This is a genomic window from Solidesulfovibrio sp. C21, assembly GCF_047785625.1.
In the GTDB taxonomy this organism is placed as follows: Bacteria; Desulfobacterota; Desulfovibrionia; order Desulfovibrionales; family Desulfovibrionaceae; genus Solidesulfovibrio.
Genome location: NZ_JBLODY010000048.1, coordinates 16,875 through 32,700, shown reverse-complemented (window position 1 = coordinate 32,700; position 15,826 = coordinate 16,875). Strand labels below are relative to the sequence as shown.

At 63.9% G+C, this 15,826-nt stretch carries 11 protein-coding genes; 4 read left to right on the top strand and 7 right to left on the bottom strand.

Features of this window, described 5'->3' with window-relative positions:
• Positions 1–105 precede the first annotated feature (105 nt).
• Positions 106–570 carry a dUTP diphosphatase gene (gene dut / locus ACMZ6R_RS14040; RefSeq protein ID WP_416112497.1) on the bottom strand — a complete coding sequence of 155 codons (465 nt, stop codon included), beginning with the start codon at positions 568–570 and terminating at the stop codon, positions 106–108.
• A 231-nt stretch (positions 571–801) separates the two neighbouring features.
• On the opposite strand from dut, the gene glgP reads away from it, so the two are divergent.
• Positions 802–3,372, top strand: a complete 2,571-nt coding sequence (gene glgP, locus ACMZ6R_RS14035) for an alpha-glucan family phosphorylase (RefSeq protein WP_416112495.1) — start codon at positions 802–804, stop codon at positions 3,370–3,372.
• A 132-nt stretch (positions 3,373–3,504) separates the two neighbouring features.
• Here the strand turns inward: glgP and ACMZ6R_RS14030 are convergent, their stop codons facing one another.
• The 6 genes from ACMZ6R_RS14030 to ACMZ6R_RS14005 form a co-directional block, all read right to left on the bottom strand.
• The gene (locus ACMZ6R_RS14030; RefSeq protein ID WP_416112493.1) at positions 3,505–5,283 is read right to left on the bottom strand and encodes a methyl-accepting chemotaxis protein; all 1,779 of its coding nucleotides are present in this window, start codon (positions 5,281–5,283) and stop codon (positions 3,505–3,507) included.
• 75 nt (positions 5,284–5,358) lie between these two features.
• Positions 5,359–5,832, bottom strand: a complete 474-nt coding sequence (locus ACMZ6R_RS14025; protein WP_416112491.1) for a multiheme c-type cytochrome — start codon at positions 5,830–5,832, stop codon at positions 5,359–5,361.
• Positions 5,833–6,201: 369 nt separating this feature from the next.
• Positions 6,202–7,530 (bottom strand): sigma-54-dependent transcriptional regulator, encoded by a 1,329-nt coding sequence (locus tag ACMZ6R_RS14020; protein ID WP_416112489.1) that lies wholly within the window; start codon positions 7,528–7,530, stop codon positions 6,202–6,204.
• Positions 7,527–8,738 carry a two-component system sensor histidine kinase NtrB gene (locus ACMZ6R_RS14015; protein WP_416112487.1) on the bottom strand — a complete coding sequence of 404 codons (1,212 nt, stop codon included), beginning with the start codon at positions 8,736–8,738 and terminating at the stop codon, positions 7,527–7,529. The genes ACMZ6R_RS14020 and ACMZ6R_RS14015 overlap by 4 nt, the downstream gene beginning before the upstream one ends.
• Positions 8,738–9,880: an iron-containing alcohol dehydrogenase gene (locus tag ACMZ6R_RS14010; RefSeq protein WP_416112485.1), complete on the bottom strand. Its 1,143-nt coding sequence runs from the start codon at positions 9,878–9,880 to the stop codon at positions 8,738–8,740. Before ACMZ6R_RS14010 ends, ACMZ6R_RS14015 begins: the two co-directional genes overlap by 1 nt.
• Positions 9,881–10,010: 130 nt before the next feature.
• Positions 10,011–10,283: a helix-turn-helix domain-containing protein gene (locus ACMZ6R_RS14005; protein WP_416112483.1), complete on the bottom strand. Its 273-nt coding sequence runs from the start codon at positions 10,281–10,283 to the stop codon at positions 10,011–10,013.
• Positions 10,284–11,015: 732 nt separating this feature from the next.
• Between ACMZ6R_RS14005 and ACMZ6R_RS14000 the strand changes: the two genes are divergently transcribed.
• The 3 genes from ACMZ6R_RS14000 (at position 11,016) to ACMZ6R_RS13990 (ending at position 15,786) form a co-directional block, all read left to right on the top strand.
• Positions 11,016–12,815, top strand: a complete 1,800-nt coding sequence (locus ACMZ6R_RS14000; RefSeq protein ID WP_416112481.1) for a methyl-accepting chemotaxis protein — start codon at positions 11,016–11,018, stop codon at positions 12,813–12,815.
• A gap of 145 nt (positions 12,816–12,960) precedes the next feature.
• Positions 12,961–13,476: a chemotaxis protein CheW gene (locus ACMZ6R_RS13995; RefSeq protein WP_416112479.1), complete on the top strand. Its 516-nt coding sequence runs from the start codon at positions 12,961–12,963 to the stop codon at positions 13,474–13,476.
• A gap of 405 nt (positions 13,477–13,881) precedes the next feature.
• The gene (locus tag ACMZ6R_RS13990) at positions 13,882–15,786 is read left to right on the top strand and encodes a methyl-accepting chemotaxis protein (protein WP_416112477.1); all 1,905 of its coding nucleotides are present in this window, start codon (positions 13,882–13,884) and stop codon (positions 15,784–15,786) included.
• Positions 15,787–15,826: the final 40 nt, after the last annotated feature.

Below are 15,826 nucleotides of genomic sequence, written 5' to 3'. Positions count from 1 at the left end.
CCCTGGACCCCTCCGCCGGGGGGCCCTCGGCCTCCCGGCGGAGGGGTCCAGGGGAGGCAGCGCCTCCCCTGGCCGCCGGAGGCCTCATCCCCAGGCCTCCATCCATCACACCGTGCCGGTATGGCCGAAGCCGCCGCTGCCGCGCGACGTATCGCCGAGTTCCTCCACGGGCATGATGACGGGCCGCACGATGGGCGCGAGCACGAGCTGGGCGATGCGCTCGTGGCGGGCGATGGTGACCGGCTCCTTGGACGTATTGAGCAGCCACACCTTGAGTTCGCCCCGGTAGTCGGGGTCGATGACGCCCACGCCCTGGGCCACGGTCAGGCCGTGCTTGGCCCCGAGTCCCGAGCGGGAATAGATGAAACCGGCCACGCCGGGAGCGTCGATTTCGATGGCGATGCCGGTCGGCACGGCCACGCGATCGCCGGGGGACACGGTAAGCGCATCCGGGTCGATATCCGCACGCAGGTCCAGGCCGGCCGAGCCGGGCGTGGCGACCGTGGGCGGATTATCGCGACTGGAATCGCGCAGAAACTTGATGCGCAGGATGCTTGTGGCGACGGACACGTGGACAACCTCCCGGCTGGTGAAATAAGGGCGATAACCTACCGTATCTGTTGATTTTGTAAATAAAATATAACCTATTGAAATAATGTATTTTTCCAGACTGGTGTCATGGTCGTGACGTTTTGGAACCGGCCTTGCAATTTGAAGGGCCTTGTGGATAGATGCCGGCAAGGCGCCGATATTGCGCGGCGATGCGCGCCGTGATGCAATAAGCCGTAAGAGGGGAACCGCATGCAGCCGTTACGCGTCTATAGCGTTGTGCCGAAATTGCCGCCAAAGCTCAATGCGCTTTGGGATCTGGCCTACAACCTGCTTTTTTCCTGGAACGACGACATTGCAACGCTTTTCGCCCAGGTGGACCGGAAACTGTGGCGCGAGTGCTCGGGCAATCCGGTGGGCTTCCTCAACCGGCTGCCGCAAAAAACCCTGGAGACCCTGGCCGAGGACGACTTTTTCGTCGAACGGGTCGGCGACCTGCGCCAGGTCCTCGAGACCTATCTTTCCCGCAAAACCACCTCCATTCCCTTTCCGGACCGCGACGGCCAGCCGGTGGTGGCCTATTTCAGCCTGGAATACGGCATCAGCGCCTGTCTGCCCGTCTATTCCGGCGGGCTTGGCATTCTGGCCGGCGACCACCTCAAGTCGGCAAGCGATCTCTGCGTGCCCCTGGTCGGCATCGGGCTGTGCTACCAGCAGGGCTATTTCCGCCAGTACCTGACGGCCGACGGCTGGCAACAGGAACGCTACCCGATATACGATTTCGAACAGATGCCGCTGTCGCCTTGTAAAAACGACGCCGGCGAACGCATCATGATCCATGTCGACCTCAAGGGCGAACGAGTCCACGCCCAGATATGGAAAGCCCAGGTCGGCCGGGTGTCGCTCTATCTCATGGACACCAACGTGCCGGAAAACCAGCCCGCCTCCCGCCAGCTGACCAACCGGCTCTACGGCGGCGACCTGGAAACCCGGGTGCGCCAGGAATACCTGCTCGGCATCGGCGGCATCCGGGCGCTGGAGGCGCTCTCGCTCAAGCCCAAGGTCATCCACATGAACGAGGGCCATTCGGCCTTCGCCGGCCTCGAGCGCATCGCCATCTTCATGGACAAGCACAAGCTTTCCTTCGAGGCCGCCATGGAACTCGTGGCCTCGAGTTCCATCTTCACCACCCACACGCCCGTGCCGGCCGGCAACGACCGTTTTCCGCCAGACCTGATCCAGGCCTATTTCGAGGACTACGCCAAGCGCCTGGGCCTGGCCTTCAAGGTGCTCATGGCCCTTGGCCGCGAGGACCCGCGAAACGACGCCGAGCACTTCTGCATGCCGGTCCTGGCGCTTAAGCTCTCGCGCTTCAACAACGGCGTCTCCAAGCTCCACGGCGTGGTCTCGCGCCAGATGTGGAACCGCGTCTGGAACCAGTACCCCGTCGAGGACGTGCCCATCGGGGCGCTGACCAACGGCGTGCACGTGCCGACCTGGGTGGCCCAGGACCTGGCCACCCTCTACGACCGCTATTTCGGGGCCAACTGGCGCGAGGATCCGGACACCGGCCGCGTCTTCGCCCAAACGCATCTGATTTCCGACGCCGAACTGTGGCGCGCCCACGAACGGCTGCGCGAGCGGCTGGTCGGCTACGTGCGCGAACGACTGCGCGATCAGCTGATGGCCCGGGGCGCCAAACGCACGGAATTGCAAAACGCCGAGGAAGTCCTCGATCCCCAGACGCTGACCATCGGCTTCGCCCGCCGCTTCGCCACCTACAAGCGGGCCAACCTGCTCCTCACCGACAAGGAGCGGCTGCTCAAAATCCTTTCCAACACCGACCACCCCGTGCAGTTCGTCTTCGCCGGCAAAGCCCACCCCCACGACAACGAAGGCAAAAAGATCATCCAGGAACTGGTGCAGATCTGCCAAAGCCCCGAGTGCCGCTTCAACATGGTCTTCCTGGAAGACTACGACATGGAAATCGCCAGCTACCTCGTGCAGGGCGTGGACGTGTGGCTCAATACCCCCCGCCGGCCGCTGGAAGCCTGCGGCACCAGCGGCATGAAGGCCATGTGCAACGGCGTGCTCAACTACAGCACCCTTGACGGCTGGTGGGCCGAGGCCTGGAAGCCCGACAACAGCGTGGGCTGGGCCATCGGCCAGGGCGAGGAATACGAGGACGGCGGCTACCAGGACTTCGTGGAAAGCCAGACCCTCTACAACGTTCTGGAAAACGAGATCATCCCGACCTTCTACGATCGCGGGCACCACGGCAACCTGCCGCGCAACTGGATCCGCAAGATGAAGGATTCCATCAGCCAGCTCGCCCCGCTCTACAACTCCCACCGCATGGTGGAAGACTACGCCCGCGTGGCCTACGTGCCGGCGCTGGAAAACTACAACCGGCTGACCCGCGACGACTGTGCCGCCGCCAAGGACCTCGCCTCCTGGCGCATGGACATGATGACCAAATGGAGCAGCCTCGATATCCGCAACATCTGCTCCGAGGACCCCGAAGAACTCCACGTCGGCGATCCGGTGCTGGTGCGGGCCGAAGTGCACTTAAACGGCATCCGGCCTCAGGACGTCGAAGTCCAAATCTACGCCGGCCGGCTGGACTACGAAGGCAAATTCGCCCAGCGCGAAACCGTCAACATGCAGGCCACCGAAACCACCCCCGACGGCTGGCAAATCTATACGGGCAAGATCCAGCCCACCGAGGCCGGCCGCTTCGGCTATACCGTGCGCATCCTGCCCCACCACCCGCTGCTGCTCGATTCCCACTCCCTGGGCCTCATCCGCTGGGCCTCGGTCTAGCGCTGATGGCTGGGGCGCTGCCCCAGACCCCGGCAGAGGCTCTGCCTTTGCACTCCACCGGGGGGCTTGATGCCCCCCGGTCCCCCCTTTACCGGGTTGAAATAGTGGATGGAAATCCGCGAGATAACCCGCCTAGGCCAGCATCTCGTCGATGAGGCGTTTGAGGTTCTCGGCTTCCTCGGTCAGACCGGCCACGGCCTCGCCGGCGTGTTCCATGGCCACGGCGGTGTCCTCGCTGATGTGGCTGATGGAATCCATGGTGTTGCTGATCTGTTCGCTAACGGCGGATTGTTCCTCGGCGGCGGCGGCGATGGAGCTGATCTGATCGGCCGAGGCGCCGACGAGGGAGACGATGCCGGAGAGGGCATCGCCCGATCCCCGGGCCAGGACATTGGCTTTTTCGATGGCTTCCGCGGTTTCCCGCACGCTTTCCACGTGTTCGCGCGTGCCTTGTTGGATGGCGGTGACGGCCTGTTCCACTTCGGTCGTGGCCTGCATGGTCTTTTCGGCCAGCTTGCGCACCTCGTCGGCGACCACAGCGAAGCCCCGACCGGCGTCGCCGGCCCGGGCGGCCTCGATGGCGGCATTGAGCGCCAGGAGGTTGGTCTGGTCGGCGATGTCGGAGATGACGCCGATGACCGCGCCGATGCCCTGGGCCTCCTGGCCGAGCGCGGTGATGTCCTCGCGCAGGGACTCGGCCCGCTCGCGGATGGAGCCGATCATGGCCACCAGATCGAGCACGGATTTGGAGCCTTCGGCGGCCTGGTTGCGGGCGTCTCCGGCCGTGGACACGGCGGCGGCGGCGTTTTGGGCCACTTCGAGGACCACGGTGTTCATCTCGCCGATGGCCAGGGACGTTTCCTTGGCCGCGTCCTTCTGGGTATGCGCGCCGTCGCGGGCCTGCTGCACTTTTTCGGACAGGGAGGCCGAGGCCTCGCCCATGCGGGCCAGCACGCCCTCCAGGGTTCGGGCGGCGGCGGCGGCGCCTTCCCGGCGGGCGGTCAGGGCTTCCTCACGGGCCGCTTCCGCCTCGGCCAGGCATGTGCCGGCGCGCTCGGCCTCACAGGCCGCCTCGCAGCTTTTCTGGTCGGCCTCGGCGATCTTGTGCTTGAGGTTGTCCACGAGGGTGCATAGGGACCGGCCGAGCTGGGTGATTTCGTCCACCCGGCCCTTTTGAGTCCGCCGGTCCACGCGGTGATGGATATCCAGACAGGCGTCCATGTCGCCGGTCGCGATATGCTCGCTATGGGCGGACAAAAAGCCCAGCCGGTCGATGATGGTGCGCTTCATGAAGAGCCACAGGGCCGCGACCAGGACCAGCAGCCCGCCCAGGGACAGCAGGCCGGCCTTGATCTCGGCCCCCTTGAGCGCCGCCATTTCCGGGCCGACGTCCTCCACCGTGACCATCGCGCCGAGAATGGCCCGGCTTGCGCCGTGGCAATGGTGGCAGTCGGGCGCATTCGCCACCGGGCGCACGGTGACGAACGACGGCTTGCCGTCCACGGTTTCCAGGCCGGCGGCATCCTCTCCCTTGGTCAGCGCCGTTTCGAGCAACGCGGCGACCTTGGCGCCGGGCAGGGTCCGGGTCAGGGGCTGGCGCAGGGCATCCTTGCGCGTGGCGTAGGTGGCCTCGCCGCGAAAATCCGTCAAAAACGCCTGCAACCGGCCGCGCGTGCCGGCGATCAGGGAAAACTGGCTGGTGGTGGTCTCATTGTCGCCCAGACGCATGGGCTCGCTGACCACGAGTTCGATCAGCCGGGCCGAACGCCCGGCCGCCTCACGGATGCGGGTCAGGGATATTTCGCGCTGCCACAGCGTGTTGGCGACGAACAGCCCGGCCAGCACGGCTGCGGCCACGAACAGGACCAGAAGCAGGGCCTTGGCTCCGAGGGAACTGGTGCGTTTGGACATGACTGCCTCCGCGCGCAACGCTCCGCGCGCCGGGAGGTTGGAGTTGGAAAGCGTGTCGCGCCGGGACGCAGGGCGTCAATGCGCGCCGGCCTGCAAAAGCGGCTTGTAGCCGAAGGCGCGCACCCGCGTGGCATTGTGGCAGCCCTGGCAATCGGCCACGGTGAGCTTGCCCTTGATGTCCGCCGGGTCCTGCGAGGCGACATGGGCCGATCCGGGGCCGTGGCAGACCTCGCAACCGGCCTCGGCCATCCCGGGCGTGGCGGCGAAACTCGTGAATCCGCCCGGCTTGCCGTAGCCCGTGGTATGGCAGCCAAAGCAGCCGGTGAGTTCCTCGGGGGTGAGTTTGCCCGCCATGCGGCGCAGGCTGGCGGTGGAGTGGGCCTTTTTGGAATGCTTCATGAAGGCTTCGTACTGCGCGCTGTGGCAGCCGGAGCAAGCCTTGGAACCCACGTAACGGACAGGCGGGGCCTGCTGGCCGCCGCTGCCGACGCCGGGACAAAGCGTCAGAAGGCCCGCGGCGGCCAGGCCTACGAGAAATCGCCATCCCATGTCGGACTCCTTCTGGGGGCGAGCATCGCGGCATCGCCACGCCGCGCGAACCGCCGGCAGGGTGTGGCGGATCACGCGAAATTCGTGTTCTCGTGACAACCAAGAGCAAAATACATACCGGCCAACCGCTACCGGCGTGATAAAAGCGCACGGGACGCGCAGCGGCGAACATTCTTTGCCGGGCGCGGCTAATGGGCCAGGGTCATTGGGAATTGTTCCAGGGTGGAACAGGCATGAAACGGGAAAAAACGAACGCGGGAGAAAACGGCGGCCAGGGCGGAAACACGCCCCTGGTGCCTTTTGTCACAACAGACACGAAACGGTGTGTCACCAGTGAGCCCCAAGGGCTCCACAACGACGCCGGGCGGATCACATAATGGCGTACTCGCGGATCTTGCGATAAAGCGTCTTGCGCGAAATGCCGAGCGCCGTGGCGGCCAGGGTGCGGTTGTTGCCGAAACAGGCCAGGACCTTGGCGATATGCTCGCGCTCCACCGCCTCGAGCGACAGAAAGTCGTTTTCGCCCTCGGACTGCATGGACAGTTCGCGCGGCAGGGCGTTTTCCGTGATCACCCCGTTTTCGGCCAGGATCACGCCGCGCTCGATGACGTTGCGCAGTTCCCGGATGTTGCCCGGCCACTGGTAGTTGATGAGGCAGGCCATGGCCCGGTCGGAAACGCGGTAGGTGCCGCCGGCCAGGACCCGGTCCAGGAAATACTCGACCAGAAGCGGGATGTCTTCCTTGCGGTCCCGCAGCGGCGGCAGCTCGATGTTGAAGACGTTGATGCGGTGATAGAGCGCTTCGTGGAATCGCCCGGCCTCGGCCTCCTTGGCCAGATTGCGGTTGGTGGCGAAAATCAGGCGCAGGTCCGTGGTGCGCTCGTCCTTGTCGCCGACCCGGCGGTAGGTCTTGTTCTCCAGGGTGCGCAAAAGCGAGGCCTGGACCTCCATGGGCAGCTCCCCGATCTCGTCGAGAAAAAGCGTGCCCTTGTTGGCGAAGGTCATAAGCCCCTCGCGGTTCTCCATGGCCCCGGTAAAAGATCCCTTGACGTAGCCGAACAGTTCCGAGCGGGCCAGCTCCTTTTGCAGCGTGGCGCAGTTCTTGATGACATACGGCTTGTCCGCCCGCTTGGACCGGGCCTGGATGGCCGTGGCCGCGACTTCCTTGCCGACCCCGGACTCGCCGGTAATAAGCACGGGCACGTCGGTGGGCGCGACCTTGTCGATGAGGAAGCGTATCTGCTTGATGGCGGCCGAGTTGCCCACGATCTGCTGGGGCTGGCCCTGGCTCTGGGCGTGCTTGAGCTGGCGGTTCTCGAAACGCAGGCAGGCCCGCTGGTAGGCCCGCTCCACGATCAGTTCGAGTTGCTCCAGATTGAACGGCTTGGTGATGTAGTCGTAGGCCCCGAGCTTCATGGCCTCCACGGCCGAGTCGATGTTGCCGTGCCCGGTGATGATGATGACCTCGACATCCGGGGAATGCTGGCGAATCTCCACCAGCACGTCCAGGCCGTCGGCGTCGGGCAGACGCAGGTCGAGGACCACCACTTCATAGGTGTTGCGCCGCAGCATCTCCCGGGCCTGATGGGCCGATTCCGCCGCCGCAACGGCGCGGGCCGGGGAAGACAATTCCTTTTTGAGCAATTTGCCGATGGAGGGCTCGTCGTCCACCACCAGCACACTGTAGGGGCTGGTCACGATATTTTGTCCGTGTTGACGGGAAGTTTGACGGTGAAGACCGAGCCCTCGCCGGGCTTGCTTTTGACCGCAATCTCTCCCTGGTGTTTGTCCACGATGGTCATGCAGGTGGAAAGCCCGATGCCGATGCCCTTGCCGGCCCGTTTGGTGGTGAAAAAGGGTTCGAAAAGCTTGTCCATGTTTTCCGGAGGGATGCCGCAGCCGGTATCCTCCACGGACAGACACACCGCGCCGGAACCTTCCTGGAAGGTGGTGATGACGATATGGCCGGGACCGACGATGGCGTCCATGGCATTGACCAGGAGATTGAGCATCACCTGCTTGATCTGGTGCTCGTCGCCGGAAACCATGGGCAGGCTCTCGCAGAGTTCCGTGCGGACGGTGATCTTGGCCTGGTTGCGCTGCCTGAGATGGCTGCGCAGGAGCTTGAGCGTGTCCTCGACCACGGCGTTTAGGCTCACCGGGGAAAAACTCACGGTCCTGTGCCGGCTGAAGGTCAAAAGCGTGGTGACGATGTCCTGGCAGCGACGGCACTCCTGCAAAATGGTGGTGACGTAGTCCTCCACGTCGTCCACCACGGTCGGGTCGACCTTTTCGCGCAGGGCCGGCAGGCGGCGGCGCAGGCCCTCGGCGAAACCGAAGATGGCGGTCAGCGGGTTGTTGACCTCGTGGGCCACGCCCGTGGCCAGCATGCCGATGGTGGCCATCTTCTCAGCCTGGTAGAATTTGGCCTGGTATTCCTTTTCTCTGGTCACGTCGCGCTTGAAGACCAGGATGTGCTGCTCGGGGTCGTCGGGGTGGTGGATGGGCGAAGCCACCATCTCGAACTGGATGTTCTTGCCATTGATCTTGAAAATCGCGGTTTCGCGGCAGATGTCGCCGGTGGCGAAGGATTTCCGGGCCGGACAGTTCGGACAGGGCCGGTCCTCGCCGCGAAAGATCTCGTGGCAGAATTTCCCTTCCGGCGCGGGATCGGGAAAAACCTGACGAAAGACGTGGTTGACCGACAGGATGCGCAGGTCCGGGGTAAGCACCATCATGATGTCGGTGATGCCGTCGAGGATGGCGGCTATCTCGCGGCGGCGCTGGGCGGACTGGGCATTGGCGTCTTTCAGGGCCTCGATGGTCTGGCGCAGCTCCTGGAAAAAACCGAGTTTGCTGTGCTCGATGCCGATGAGATCCTCAAGGGACGGCGCCCGCCAGGGCATTACCAGGCCTCCTGGCAGATGCCGAGGAGCGACTCCCAGGTGACGGGGCGGGGGTTGGTCAGGGTGCAGGCGTCGTTGACCGCCGTGCGGGCGATGGTTTCCAGGCAGCCCTTGTCGGGCAGGATGTCCCGCAGGCGCACCGGCACGCCGAGGTCGGCGTAGAAGCGCTCCAGCCAGTTGATGCCGGCCATGGCGATATATTCCGAGGAACACATGCGCGGGCCGCAGACAATGCGGCCGATGGTGGCCAGCTTATCCAAGCTTGTCGGGAGGTTGTAACGCATGACCGGCGGCAGGAGAATGGGGTGGACCAAGCCGTGGAGCACGTCGAACATGCCGCCGAGCGAATGGGCCAGGGAATGGCCGATGCCGAGCCCGGCGTTGGAAAAGGACATGCCGGCCGAGGTGGCGGCGATGCTCAGATTCTCCAGGGCCTCGATGGAGCGGTCGGCCAGGGCGGCCGGCAGGTTGCGCATGATAAGGCGCATGGCTTTTAAGGCCTGCACCTCGGTAAAGGGCGAGGCCAGAAGCGACAGGTAGGATTCCACGGCGTGGGCGAAGGCGTCGATGGCCGAGGCGATGATGAGGTGTTCGCTTTTGGTCAAAAGGACCAGGGGGTCGATGATGGAGATGTTGGGCACCAGCGACCGGCTGATGATGGACATCTTCACCTGCCGCTCGACGTCGGTGATGATGCAGAACTGGGAAATGTCCGAGCCCGACCCGGCCGTGGTCGGCATGAAGATCATGGGGGGCAGGGGCCGCATGATGCGGTTGGCCCCTTCGTAGTCGCTGATGCGGCCGCCGTTGCCGACGATGGTGGCGATGCCCTTGGCCGCGTCCATGGGGCTGCCGCCGCCCACGGCGATGATGACGTCGGCGCGCTCGCGGGCGTAGATTTCCGCGCCTTCGTGGATCTGATAATCGCGCGGATTGGAATTGACGGCATCATAATAGACCCATTCGAGGCCGTTGTCGCGCAGGATGTCCATGATCCGATCGACCCAGCCGGCCGCGACCAGCCCCTGGTCGCTGACGAGCAGCACCCGGCGTCCGCCCAGACGCTTGGCGCAGGAAGCCAAGTGGACGATGCTGCCCCGGCCGAAAATGATCTCTGGGATGGCGAATTTGCTGATCCGCATGGCGCTCCTTGGCGGGTGGGACGAACGGGGTTGCTGGCGCGTGGAGCGCACGGCAGCCGATAACGCCGGCCCCATCGGGAAGGCTGGCGTATCGTTTTGACCCGAAGCTATAACGTCACTGTTTCAAAGGTCAAGCCGGGTTGCCCGGATGCGCCGGCCGCAGCCCCTCATTCCCTTCGAAGCGCTCCACGAATTCCCCGAGCGTTATCCCCAGGGCCCTGCATATCGCCTCCAATTCGACGAGATCGATCCGCCGCTGCCCGCTTTCATACTTGCTCACATAGGATTGCGGATATCCCAAGCGCGCGGCCAACTCGGTCTGGCGCAATCCGGCCTCCTTGCGGAGCGAAAGCAGAAGAGCGCGGAAACACTCGTAGCGCCGCGTGTAACTAGTACGCTTCACGAGTTTCACATAGGATGCGTTGCGTAATATCCCAAAACAGGATATTTGGGATCGGAAGAAAGGATTCGGGGAAAGCGAATGTTTTTCGCCGGGAAAGACGGCCCGGGGCAAAAAAAAACATTTGCCGGCATTGTCTCCCTGTTTCGAAAGCCCCGCAGGGGGAAGGCGACACACAGCAACGGAAAGAAAGCGTGCTTCCCGCCAGGCAGGGACCGAGCATTATGAAGTTAAAAATGCCTTCGCGAGCAAACTCTCTGTTAAAACCAATCCTCTTTTATTCCCCCCCCGGGGCCGACTGGCCCGAAATGAGTATCCTTCAATTCACGTGAAATAGACAGAGGCTTTTTTTCGCCGTCGGGCAACCGGGTTGGGCAACGTTGCAGCCCGACGCGTCCGGTGTCGCGCCGTAACGTAAAAGCACCACCGCGCTCGGCAAGGCCGCAGGCGCGGGAAAGCAGCAACCCTCCGGAAACAAGAATCCCTTTAAATTAATATCATAACCATATCGTCAAGAAAACATATTCATATAGGTTTACACGCACCGCATAATTCATAGCAACAAAGGAGAAAATAAACACCCAAACCACTGTCTATCCGCAGGCGTCGTACAGCCATCCATTTATTTCAAGAGACTGACCGTACATGGAAGCGCCCGCCTTTGAGGCTGCGCACCATACGGCAAACACCCCTGCCATTTTTTGACGATACAGCGTGCAACAAAAGGAGAATTTCATGCAATGGTTTCATAACATGCGTGTGGGGCCGAAGTTGATTGGTTCCTTCATCCTGATGTCTCTGATCGTCATGACGGTCGGTCTGCTGGGCTTGCACAACATGGGACTTATCAGCGACATGACCGAGACGCTGTACAACCGGGAACTATTGGGCGTGGCGGCCATCCGTGAGGCCAACGTCAACCTCGTCTACGCCGACCGCGCCACGAAAAACCTCATCCTCTCCACCTCCCGGGACGACCGCGACAAGCTCATCGAACACATCGAAAACTATAAGAAAAAATTCACGGAACAGCTCGCCGAGGCCCGGCAGCGCATCATTACGCAGGACGGGCAGGCCATGTTGCAACGGCTCGAGACGGCTTGGCAGGCCCTGCTGCCGATATGGGACCAGATCATCAAATCCACGCAAAGCGAGGACCTCGAGGCGAACCGGGCCTCGGTGTCCCTGTCCATGGGGTCCGCCCGCGACAAGACCAAGGTCCTCGACGGCCTCATGAGCGATCTTGTCAGCCGCAAGGAAAACAATGCCAGGTCCTACGCCAAAGAAGCGGAAACGCTTTATACGGAAAGCCGCACCATGCTGACCTTTGTCATCGCCGCGGCCGTGCTGCTCGGCATGGGCCTCGGCTGGAGCATTTCCCGAGGCATCGCCGGGCCGTTGGCTGCCTGCGTGGATTTCGCCAAGGCGCTGGCCCGGGGCGACCTTACCCACAAGCTCGCCTTCGAGCGGGCCGACGAGGTGGGGCAGGTCTGCCAGGCCCTGCGCGAAGTGGCCAAGGCCGAGGGCGAAGTGACGGCGGTCGCCGGCAGCATGGCCCAGGGCGACCTGCGGATCGCCGTGGAGAAACGGAGCCCGGCAGACACGCTGATGGAATCCCTGGATGCCATGATCAAGCGCCTGACCCTGGTTGTGGAAGAAGTCCAAAGCGGTGCCGAGAACATGGCCTCCGGGGCCGAGGAACTGAGCGCTTCGTCCGAATCCCTGTCCCAGGGGGCATCGGAACAGGCCGCGTCCGTGGAGGAAAGCTCCTCCTCCATGGAGCAGATAAGCGGCTCCATCATGCACAACGCCGACAACGCCCGCCAGACCGAAACCCTGGCCAACAAGGCCGGCCAGGACGCCAAGGAGTCCGGGCAGGCCATGGCCGACACCGTGGCGGCCATGCGCCAGATCGCCACCAAGATTTCCATCATCGAGGAAATCGCCCGCCAGACCGACCTGCTGGCCTTAAACGCCGCCGTGGAAGCGGCCCGGGCCGGGGAACACGGCCGGGGCTTCGCCGTGGTGGCCTCCGAGGTCAGGAAACTGGCCGAACGCAGCCAGGCCGCGGCGGCGGAAATCAACGGCCTGTCGGCCTCGAGCCTCGACGTGGCCGAACGGGCCGGCCGGCTTCTGGAAAAGCTCGTGCCCGATATCCTCAAGACCTCCGACCTGGTGCAGGAAATCGCTGCGGCCTCCAACGAGCAGAGCGCCGGCGCGGAACAGGTCAACAAGGGGTTGCAACAGCTCGATCAGGTCGTGCAGCAAAACGCCTCGGCCTCCGAGGAGCTGGCCTCCACCGCCGAGGAGCTCTCCTCGCAAGCCGAGCAGCTCGTCAGCACGGTGGGCTTTTTCCAGGTCGCCGGCCAGGATGGGCGCACGACGGGCGCAGCGGGCGAAAAGAAGCGCCGGGCCGGCGTGGGCGGCAACGGCCATAAACCCAATCTGAATCTGAAGGAAAGGCCCCTGTCCGAGCCGGCGCCGCTCCCACAAGCGCCCGGCGAGGCGGACGAGGCCCTGTTCGAACGATTCTAGCGTCGCGTCCGATCAAGCCATTCGCTTTTGACGCCAACGATGCGCCGTGTCCCCGCACTTCCCCATATCACGAGGTGCGGGCGCACGGCGCGAGCCGGAAGCGCGGACCCGGCCCCGAAGCCGGGCCGCCTTGTGGAGCATTGCCATGGAAGAAAACGCCGCATCGGCGAGCAGACGCTATCTGACCCTGACCCTTGGCCAGGGCTCCTGCTTCGCCATCGATATCTTCGCGGTCCGGGAAATCCTGGATTTCACCGACATCACCCGCGTGCCGCACATGCCGTCGGCCATGCGCGGCGTGGTCGACGTGCGGGGCGAGGCCGTACCCGTGATGGATCTCGGCCAACGGCTGGGGCTCGGGCCGGTGGAGCAGACCATCAACACGCGCATCGTCATCGTGGAGCAGCCTGCCGATGACGGCAAGGTGCGGCTGATCGGCGCACTGGCCGAATCGGTCAGGGAGGTGCTGGAGCTCGACGACGCAAGCATAACTCCGCCACCCTCCATGGGCGTTGTGGCGGACACGACCTGCATACAGGGCATAAGCCGCCACAATGACCGGTTTATCATCGTACTCGATACGCAGCGGCTGTTCAGCCTCGACGAGGCCCGGGAGAACGCCGCCGACGCGCCCCAGGACAACGCCGCCGACGCCGCTTAAGCGAAGCGAAAGCATCCGGGGGGAAACCTTTCTTACGGAAAGGCTCTCCCCCCTTTCCAAAGATTCTTGACGATAACGGGCTGTCGCCGCCGGACCTGATCCGCAACGGCGCCCAAGAAGGCATGGGAATTCGTTCCGTAGCCGAGAGCTTGCCAACGGCTTTTTCACACAAGCCAGCCCGACTCTTCCTCCCCCTTCCGACCTGGCCGCGCGGCGCGGAAATTAAGCTGCAGCGGCATCATTTCGTCATTGACGAACCTGCAAAGACACAGGGCTGCCTTCAGGCAAACCTTGACAGACGCGCGTCGCACACTCCAGAGGTCTTGTACCGGAAGATGTCTCTCCGGCTGACGCGCTGGCTGTCAAACCATGCGCGTATCGACCATCAACGAGGAGGAGAAGAGCATGCGGTGGTTTCATGACATGCGAATAGCAACGAAGTTGATCGGTTCCTTCTTCCTGCTATCCCTAATCGTGGCGGTGGTCGGTCTGCTTGGCCTGCACAATATGTGGCGAATCAGCGAAATGGCCGAAGTCATGTACCAAAGGGAGTTGCTCGGGGTCGCGGCCATCAAGCAGGCCAACGTCTATCTGGTGTATGCCGACCGGGCCACGAAAAACCTCATCCTGTCCACCTCCGGCGACGAGCGCGCCAAGCTCGTCGAACGCATCGAGCATTACAAGAAACTGTTCAAGGAGCAGGTCGCCGTGGCCCGCCCGCTGTTCGTCTCCAAGGAGGGGCAGGCCATGCTGGCCCGGCTCGACGCGGCCTGGGACGCCCTGGTGCCGGTGTGGGAGCAGATCGTGGATGCCACCAAGAAAGAGGCGCTCGAGGTCGACCGGGCTTCGGTGGCCCTTTCCCTGGGGGCCGGCCGGGACAAGGTCCGGGCCATGGACACGCTTATGGGCGAGCTTGTCCACAACAAGGAATCCAACGCCCAAAACCATGCCCGGGAAACGGCCGACCTCTATGCGGAAAGCCGGCTCACCCTCGGCATTGTCATCGCCGCGGCCGTGCTGCTGGGGATAATCCTCGGCGTCAGCATCTCCCGGGGCATTTCCAGGCCGCTTGCCGCCTGCGTGGACTTCGCCCAGGGGCTTGCCCGGGGTGATCTGGGGATCAGGCTCGATGTCCAACGCGCCGACGAGGTAGGACAGGTCTGCGAGGCCCTGCGCGAAGTGGCCAAGGCCGAAAGCGAGGTGACCGGGGCCGTTTCCCGCATGGCCCAGGGCGACTTGCAGGTGACCGTGGCGCCGCGTTGCGAGGCCGATGTGCTTTTGCGCTCGCTTTCCGGGCTCATCACGGCCGACCGCCATGTGGCCGACCTGGCCAGCAAAATGGCCGCCGGCGACCTGGACCTCCAGGTGAAGATCCGTTCCGAAAACGATGCGCTCATGCGGTCGCTCGGCAACATGGTGGAGCGGCTGACCGACATCGTGCGCGAGGTCCAAAGCGGCGCCGAGAACATGGCCTCCGGCGCCGAGCAGCTCAGCGCCTCCTCCGAATCCCTGTCCCAGGGCGCCTCGGAACAGGCCGCGTCCGTGGAGGAAAGCTCCTCCTCCATGGAACAGATCAGCGGTTCCATCATGCGCAACGCCGACAATGCCCGCCAGACCGAATCCCTTGCCGACAAGGCCGGACAGGACGCTAAGGAATCCGGGCAGGCCATGGTCGACACCGTGGCGGCCATGCGCCAGATCGCCACCAAGATTTCCATCATCGAGGAAATCGCCCGCCAGACCGACCTGCTGGCTTTAAACGCCGCCGTGGAAGCGGCCCGGGCCGGGGATCACGGCCGGGGATTCGCCGTGGTGGCCTCCGAGGTCAGGAAGCTCGCCGAACGCAGCCAGTCCGCCGCGGCCGAGATCAACACCCTGTCGGCCTCGAGCCTGGATGTGGCCGAACGGGCCGGCCGGCTCCTGGAAAAACTCGTTCCGGATATCCTCAAGACCTCCGACCTGGTGCAGGAAATCGCCGCCGCCTCCCAGGAGCAAAGCCTCGGCGCGACCCAGGTCAACAAGGCGCTGCAACAACTCGACCAGGTCGTGCAGCAAAACGCCTCCGCTTCCGAAGAGCTGGCCTCCACGGCCGAGGAGCTTTCCTCGCAAGCCGAACAACTCGTCAGCACGGTGGGCTTTTTCCAGTTGGCGGGAGAGCCTGCGGCCCACAACCGCCTCGAGCGGGGGAAAAACAGGAAACGCCTGCCGGCGGGCAGGGGTGAACCGGCTCCCAAGCCGCCGGTCCGGGGGGCGTCGATCGTCCTCGCCGGCGAGGGCATGGCCGACGAGGCCCTGTTCGAACATTTCTAACCGCGACGCCTTCGACGTCACGCGAGGCCCGCCGGCGCGC

Excerpts from the sequence above, each read along its gene's own strand:
- ACMZ6R_RS14030 (WP_416112493.1), bottom strand. The coding sequence starts at position 5,283 with ATGTCCAAACGCACCAGTTCCCTCGGAGCCAAGGCCCTGCTTCTGGTC.
- ACMZ6R_RS13990 (WP_416112477.1), top strand. The coding sequence starts at position 13,882 with ATGCGGTGGTTTCATGACATGCGAATAGCAACGAAGTTGATCGGTTCC.
- ACMZ6R_RS14000 (WP_416112481.1), top strand. The coding sequence starts at position 11,016 with ATGCAATGGTTTCATAACATGCGTGTGGGGCCGAAGTTGATTGGTTCC.
- ACMZ6R_RS14010 (WP_416112485.1), bottom strand. The coding sequence starts at position 9,880 with ATGCGGATCAGCAAATTCGCCATCCCAGAGATCATTTTCGGCCGGGGC.
- ACMZ6R_RS14025 (WP_416112491.1), bottom strand. The coding sequence starts at position 5,832 with ATGGGATGGCGATTTCTCGTAGGCCTGGCCGCCGCGGGCCTTCTGACG.
- ACMZ6R_RS14015 (WP_416112487.1), bottom strand. The coding sequence starts at position 8,738 with ATGCCCTGGCGGGCGCCGTCCCTTGAGGATCTCATCGGCATCGAGCAC.
- glgP (WP_416112495.1), top strand. The coding sequence starts at position 802 with ATGCAGCCGTTACGCGTCTATAGCGTTGTGCCGAAATTGCCGCCAAAG.
- ACMZ6R_RS13995 (WP_416112479.1), top strand. The coding sequence starts at position 12,961 with ATGGAAGAAAACGCCGCATCGGCGAGCAGACGCTATCTGACCCTGACC.